Genomic DNA, 6,615 nt, shown 5'->3' with positions numbered 1-6,615 from the left:
GAGAAAGAGACAGTTCGGCAGAAACTGGCGTTTCAATAACTAACTGGAGATCCTTCGGGAGTTCCATGATTATCTCCCTCAAAGGAATTATGCCATCGCCTAAATGAAGCCTTGACGTACGCGCCTCCAAAGCAAGCATCTCTACTGATGGAGAAATATTCGAGCAGTCACTCAGCTGCGCATATGCGATTCGGTCGACAGGTATCTTTTTGATGTCCGAGGGTGTTCCACTTCCACGAAAGAAATGTAGTACATCTAAAATCAATCCAGCATTTGAGGGATTGACCGCCTCAATCATATACAACGCTTCCTGCCATGTTTTTATATCACGGTAAAGCATAAACTCCACACCCACTGTCAATCCAAATTTGGCAGCTTCATTACATAGGCGCCCAAAAAGGTCAACTCGCTGCTCGTCTGAAAGAAACTTAGCAGTAGCGCTAAGCTCTGTTCCAATCGACGAAATATGGGTGGCACCAAGTTCCGCCCCCAATTCCAGCGCAGGCTTGAATTTCTCGAGATTAGTTTCCGGCGAAAGAACGAACGCCTCAATGTCAAACACACCAATTCCTGTATCACGAAGAGCTTGTTTGATATCGCTAATTACTTGCGGCCTGCCCAGGACTTCGTATTGAAGAGGCTGGGTGGTGGCGGTCATCAGAAGCAAACCAACTTTCCCGAATCCGGCGTCTGCAGCTGTATGAATTAGTTCAGGCTGGGGAGTTCGGCCTATTGTTAGGTTGGCCAATGACATACTGCGAGTATCAGAATTACCACTCATAAAGGACTACCTCTTGATTCAAAATAAAGCGTTATTTCTCTGTGATACATTTTTTAGCTGTGGGAGGAGATAGCGCGTTAGAAAATGATGACGCGTGGCACTTCGCCCATTAACGCTAGGCAAGCCTCTACCGTCTATCGTCAGTTGCAGCTCCCGACGCCCAGCCTTTTGCTTACCAAGCAAAAGGCTGGGCGATTATCGAACGCAATATGGAATAACCTTCCTGCACTACTGGAATACTATTCCACTTTCTCCCTGGCTGTGCCACTATAAGCTCAACGGGTGACCGAAACAAATCAAAAACATCGATGCCCTCTGTCGCCCGCCTACATCTGGCTGTGTCATATCAACCGGAACTAATAACAATTAAATTGGAGCAGAGGATGACAACCAACCTTGACGTGCAGAGTTCGTCCCGATCGCCGCATACTGCCGCTCTTCCAACGCCTAAATCACCTGCAGATGCGCGTCGCGCTTCGCTCGCCGGCACTGTGGGAGCTATTGTCGACTGGTACGACTTCTTCCTCTATGGGACCGCTGCCGCTACTGTGTTCGCCCCCTTGTTCTTCCCTTCTGATGAGCCCACGACTGGCCTTCTAGTTTCGCTCAGCACCTTTGCCGTTGGTTTCCTTTTTCGTCCACTGGGGGGGGCCGTATTCGGGCACTTCGGTGACAAGATGGGGCGGCGGACAATGCTCATGCTCACTGTGCTGATCATGGGRCTGGCCAGCGCGCTAATCGGCGCCCTACCAACTTACGAGACGGCGGGTATATGGGCGCCGATCATGCTGGTGGCACTGCGTGCAATTCAAGGCTTCGCTGTGGGAGGAGAATGGGGAGGAGCAGCCTTGATGGCCGTTGAAAGCGCGCCCAAGGAACGCCGAAATTTTCTATCTGCCGGTGTACAGACTGGATCCTTCATCGGTCTGTTAATTGGTACCGCCGTCTTTTTCCTTTGTAAGAAGCTGACGACACCCGAGCAATTCCTGGAGTGGGGCTGGCGGATACCTTTCCTGCTCAGTATTTCTCTTGCATTGTTCGCACTCTGGATACGTCGCTCCGTTCCAGAGTCTGAAAAATTCCAAGAAGTTAAAGAGCATCAGACAGAAGTAGCTGCCCCACTAAGCATCGTGCTCAAAACGAGACCCCTGCAAGTTCTTGCGGTCATCGGTATGCGATTACTCGATCAAAGCACCTATTATCTGGCCTTCACTTTTTCCTTGGCCTACGTCACTAATTACACGACAGCTTCACCTGACAGCGTGATGGTGGCATCAATGATCTCGATGACGCTCGCGATGATTACCCTACCAACGTTTGCGAAACTAGCGGACCACTTTGGAATTCGATGGTTCTACATAATTGCCTCCATAGTCGGCGCGATTACGGCCATCCCATTTTTTCACGCCTTACAAACTGGTTCGATACCGCTAATAGCACTTGGCTTTTTTTTCTTAATCAATATTTGCCATAATATGGCAACAGCGGTCCAGCCTGTATGGTTTTCGGGCTTATTTGATACAAAAGTTCGTTATAGCGGAGCGGGCTTTGGATATGCCCTCGCCGGTGCAACCGGTGGATTTATGCCATTGATAGCAACATTGTTAATCAATCATGCGAATGGTTCGTATCTTCCTGTTGCGCTGTTACTCGGTGGTCTTTGCCTAGCCGGCGGGTTGACCAGCCTCTGGTCATACCGCTGGGTCAACTTGCACGACTGAGACCTTTACGGATGATTCAAGGCGCAGACGCTCGGCAGTTGAAATTACATTATTAGCCACCTTGTCTACCGCAACGTTGCGCAGCGTCTACGACGACGAAATACCGGCGTAGCCACCATTGAAGCAAGACGGTGGCTATACCGTCCTTAAAATACGATCAATACACCCGACGCGGATATCGAGGGAGAAGAAAATGAGTACGACAGATGTAGTCCAGACAGCACTGATTACAGGCGGCGCTCGAGGGCTTGGCCTAGGTATCGCACGGCGGTTAGCCGCAGACGGCAAGAAGATCATCCTTTGGGATATCAACTTCAACGATTTTGATGTTGCTCAAGCAGGTTTTACTCCGATTTTAAATCAATGCGTCGACGTTTCAGATCCAAATGCAGTTCAAACAGCATTTGGTGAAGCACTTGCAGTCACTGGAAAAATCGAAATTTTAGTGAACAATGCGGGGATCAACGGAGTTATTAGCCCGACTTGGGAATACCCTATTGACGAATGGCAGAGAGTGCTAAACATCAATCTCACAGGAATTTTTAACACCTGCCGCGCAGCGATTCCGCAAATGCGGGCGAATGGATATGGTCGCATTGTCAACGTAGCCTCTATCGCTGGCAAAGAAGGCAATCCTGGTAGTAGTGCGTACGCTGCAGCAAAAGGGGGGGTCATTGCCTACACGAAGTCCATCGCAAAGGAGTTAGCCGACTCAGGAGTTTTGGCGAACTGTATCGCTCCGACAATGGCCGAAACCGACCTCCTAAAACAAGTTACACCTGAGTTCATCGCAACCATCAAGGCCAAGATTCCGATGGGCCGCTTTGTAAAGATCGAAGAAGTCGCCGCGATGGTTGCGTGGATTGCAAGTTCCGAGTGTAGTTTTACGACTGGCTTTACATTCGACCTCTCGGGTGGACGTGCAACTTATTGACTCAGCGAGTGCCCTTCACTCAGTTCTGTACTTTTGCACATAGTACCTTCGCATTTGCTGACTGATGCTATTCAGTCAGTAATGCTGTTTTTCGCTCCCCCCTAGTCTTATCCAACTTACGTACACGCTGCTGGTAAGGTCTCTGACTCAAATGAACAAGTGAGGCAAGTTTTTTGTAAGTGATGCGCACGTTGTGACGCAGCACATCAATAATTGCCTCGTCGATACGCCCCAACGGCTCGAAAGTCCTGAGGGTATGTCTTCCGTTACTCATATAGAAGGTTTTTCACTTCAATCCATTGGACAGAAATTGCTGCAGACGCTCGCTTCGGGGGTTGCCCAGAATTTCTGCCCCCCCTGCTCCGCGACCAGCCCTGATGAAGAAACAGCAGTTGGTTCGAGACCTTGCGGGCAAAACCCATTTCATGGGTCACCATGATCATGGTCCGACCTTCTTCTGCAAGCCGTTGGATGACTTTCTGCACTTCTCCCACACCTCAGGGTCCAGCGCCGATGTAGGCGAATCTGGGTGTCGGAATTACCCTCCTCCCCCGCATATTCTGCGACACACTTGACGCTAACAGCTTCACGATCGCAGGAATCCGATCACCATCGCTGACCTGGAAAGTATCACTCGCATGGTGAAGGCAAGGCGAACTTTCTTTCGCGGCTAAGGCGTGGCTGGAGTTAGGCCGCAACATACTTGCATCGCCAGGTAAATAGCTCGAGGGTTCGAGCAATCACTCGGCCTAGCTGGTCGCAGCAAACGTTGTTAGATGAAAGTCGCGTGCCTGGCTCGACTCTTGCCAAACTCACAAAGGAGCCATAGAGATCGCCCAGCCACGGATGGGTTTTCTATCACCGAGCCAGCGAATGTACTAGGTTGAGACAGGAGTCGGCGGCTTTCACATATGCTGAGGCAGGAGTAAACCTGCCCCAGCATAAACGACTACTTGATCACTACCGGATTGACCGGTGATCCGGCAGCGCGATGTACTTTCAGCGGGGCTGCCACATAAAGGAAAGTATACTGCCTGTCTTTCGCGCAACTTTCAGCTAGCTTTTCCAGGTCGCAGATCTCCGTAAAGGCGATACCAAGATTACGCATCAAAGCGCAGTGTAGCGGCAGAGCCACACCTGATACTGGGTCTGTCGTGACCTCATTGGCGATGGTATCGGTGACAAGGTTTGGAATTTCCTTGTCATGGAACCATCGAACAAGCTCCTCCGAATATGTAAGCCCTGGCTCGCAGAATCCGTCGTAAAACGCCTCGCCCTGCTCATAGAAAGCTTGAAGGAAGTTAGTCCTGATAATCAGGATATCGTGGGGCTCGATCGTATGGCCCTGAGCCTCTGCGCACGCCATAAGATCCATGTGAGTGAATGTCTCACCTTTATCCAGCATGCGCTTGCCACGATGCCGTGCCATATCCAGTAATACGCCGCGCCCGACCACTCCTCGCTCGCCGATAGGTGCGACACTGGCCTTGTCGAGGCCACCCACAGTTGTTCGCGCGTCGTAGCCGTTCCATATTTTCCCGCCGTACCAGAGGTGGCCAAGCGCATCATATTGCGTGGAGCCTTGCAGGAACGCGTCGATCTTGTCATCAGCGTAGTGCAACCCGCCGGGATAACATGGGCCATGATCATTGTCCCAGCTTGACTCATCGAGAACCATAGTACGTTCCGCCGGGGTACGGCCTGGCCAAACCGGATCGCCTGCGGGATCACCGATCATACGCTGTAAAGTAAATACGCTTCCCGTCTTAATATGCGCAACCCCGCGCATGACTTCTTGCGCGGTCAGGTAATTCAGAGAGCCAACTTCGTCTTCCGCTCCCCACTTGCCCCAGTTAGAAGGAGCGTCCTTCAAAAAATCATCCATCTTAGGAACTGCAGTAGTCATGATGTTTTCCTTTTCAGTCACGGTGGTTATTGAAGCGCACGACTAATGCGCCTTGCGTCCTTACCGCTCAAGACATACAAAACATTGAAATGAAAGTGCTCGCTTAATGACAAACGAGCGGCGGCTACAAAAGTCTGTAGCCGCTGGCGTAGCGTGCGATCTGTTTAGCGGTGTTAAAGCGCCGAGAAGGGGTAGCTGATAATCAGACGGTTCTCGTCGAACTCCAAGCTGCTGTAATCGCGACGCAGGGTGCTGTTGCGCCATTTCAGCGACAGGTTTTTCAGGCTGCCACTCTGGATCACATAGGCCAACTCACTCTCCCGGCCCCACTCCTTGCCGTCACTCACAGTCGCGGTGTGCACGTCTTCACCGCTGATGTAGCGGTTCATCAGGGTCAACCCGGGAATGCCCACACCAACGAAGTTGAAGTCATGACGCAACTGCCAGGACCGCTCCTTGGCATTGTCGTAACTGGAGTTGTAGCTGTCGTTGGCCAGGGTGCCGCCGCTGGTGCCATTGACGCGCATCCAGGCGTTGTCGCCGCTGACCTTCTGCAAGCCCAGGTAAAAGGTGCTGCTGCCATACTTGGCCGAGAACAGGGCGGAGGCGGTTTTGTTGTCCAGCTCCCCTGCCCGCTCGCTGCCGCTTTCCTTGCCGATGAAGTAGCCAAGATTGGCGCCCAATACCCAGCTACCCACTGTTTGGCTGTGCACCAGGTTGATGAACTGCTGGTTGTAGATGTCCTTGAGCTCGGCATTCCACAGGCCAATCATGGTTTGCTTGCTGTTGAAGCTGTACTCGCCCCCGGCAAAGTTGAAGCGATCGGAGGTAACCCCGCCCCTCCCGGTCATCGACATATCGTCCATGCTCGCGTCGTTGCGTGGACTGTTGCCGCGGAACTGCCCGCCGTACAGGGTCAAACCGTCGATATCCTGGGAAGTCACCTGGCCACCCCGGAAGGTTTGCGGCAGGGCGCGGCCGTCATCGGAACGCAGGATCGGCAGTACCGGCATCCATTCGCCGACCTTCAGTTCAGTTTTTGCCAGCCGAGCCTTCAACGCCACGCCCAGTCGCCCGAAATCATCGGCTGGACGGCCATCGTCATGCACTGGCAGCAACTGGGTGTTGGCGGTACCGCGACCACCATCGAGTTTGAGCGCATACAGCCCCAGCACGTCCACACCAAAACCCACGGTGCCCTGGGTGAAGCCGGACTTGGCGTCGAGGATAAAACTCTGAGTCCACTCCTCGGCCTTGCTCTGCGGGTAAGCCG

At 52.3% G+C, this 6,615-nt stretch carries 5 protein-coding genes and 2 pseudogenes; 2 read left to right on the top strand and 5 right to left on the bottom strand.

Annotated features, from left to right (window positions below; all coding sequences use genetic code 11):
- Positions 1 to 658: sugar phosphate isomerase/epimerase family protein (locus tag AC1DVH_RS24485; RefSeq protein WP_477755990.1), on the bottom strand; the 658-nt coding region annotated here is incomplete at its 3' end.
- Positions 659 to 1,164: 506 nt separating this feature from the next.
- Here AC1DVH_RS24485 and AC1DVH_RS24480 point away from each other — a divergent pair.
- Positions 1,165 to 2,502, top strand: a complete 1,338-nt coding sequence (locus tag AC1DVH_RS24480; protein ID WP_477755989.1) for an MFS transporter — start codon at positions 1,165 to 1,167, stop codon at positions 2,500 to 2,502.
- A 193-nt stretch (positions 2,503 to 2,695) separates the two neighbouring features.
- Positions 2,696 to 3,436, top strand: coding sequence for an SDR family NAD(P)-dependent oxidoreductase (locus AC1DVH_RS24475; protein WP_223531567.1), 741 nt, complete (start codon positions 2,696 to 2,698; stop codon positions 3,434 to 3,436).
- Positions 3,437 to 3,542: 106 nt separating this feature from the next.
- Here AC1DVH_RS24475 and AC1DVH_RS24470 read toward each other — a convergent pair.
- The 4 genes and pseudogenes from AC1DVH_RS24470 to AC1DVH_RS24455 form a co-directional block, all read right to left on the bottom strand.
- Positions 3,543 to 3,710 (bottom strand): annotated as a pseudogene (locus tag AC1DVH_RS24470) (AsnC family protein); the annotation flags it as partial.
- Between the two features lie 12 nt (positions 3,711 to 3,722).
- Positions 3,723 to 3,962: pseudogene (locus AC1DVH_RS24465) on the bottom strand (histidine/lysine/arginine/ornithine ABC transporter ATP-binding protein); the annotation flags it as partial.
- A 423-nt stretch (positions 3,963 to 4,385) separates the two neighbouring features.
- Entirely contained in the window at positions 4,386 to 5,342 is a 957-nt protein-coding gene (locus AC1DVH_RS24460; RefSeq protein ID WP_223502628.1) for a cyclase family protein, read from the bottom strand.
- A gap of 173 nt (positions 5,343 to 5,515) precedes the next feature.
- Positions 5,516 to 6,615 (bottom strand): OprD family porin (locus AC1DVH_RS24455; protein WP_477755988.1); only part of this gene is annotated, 1,100 nt, incomplete at its 5' end.

This window comes from Pseudomonas sp. P4_C3 (assembly GCF_056402075.1).
The sequence above is the reverse complement of the archived record's forward strand: the minus strand, read 5'-3'. Positions and strand labels throughout refer to the sequence as shown.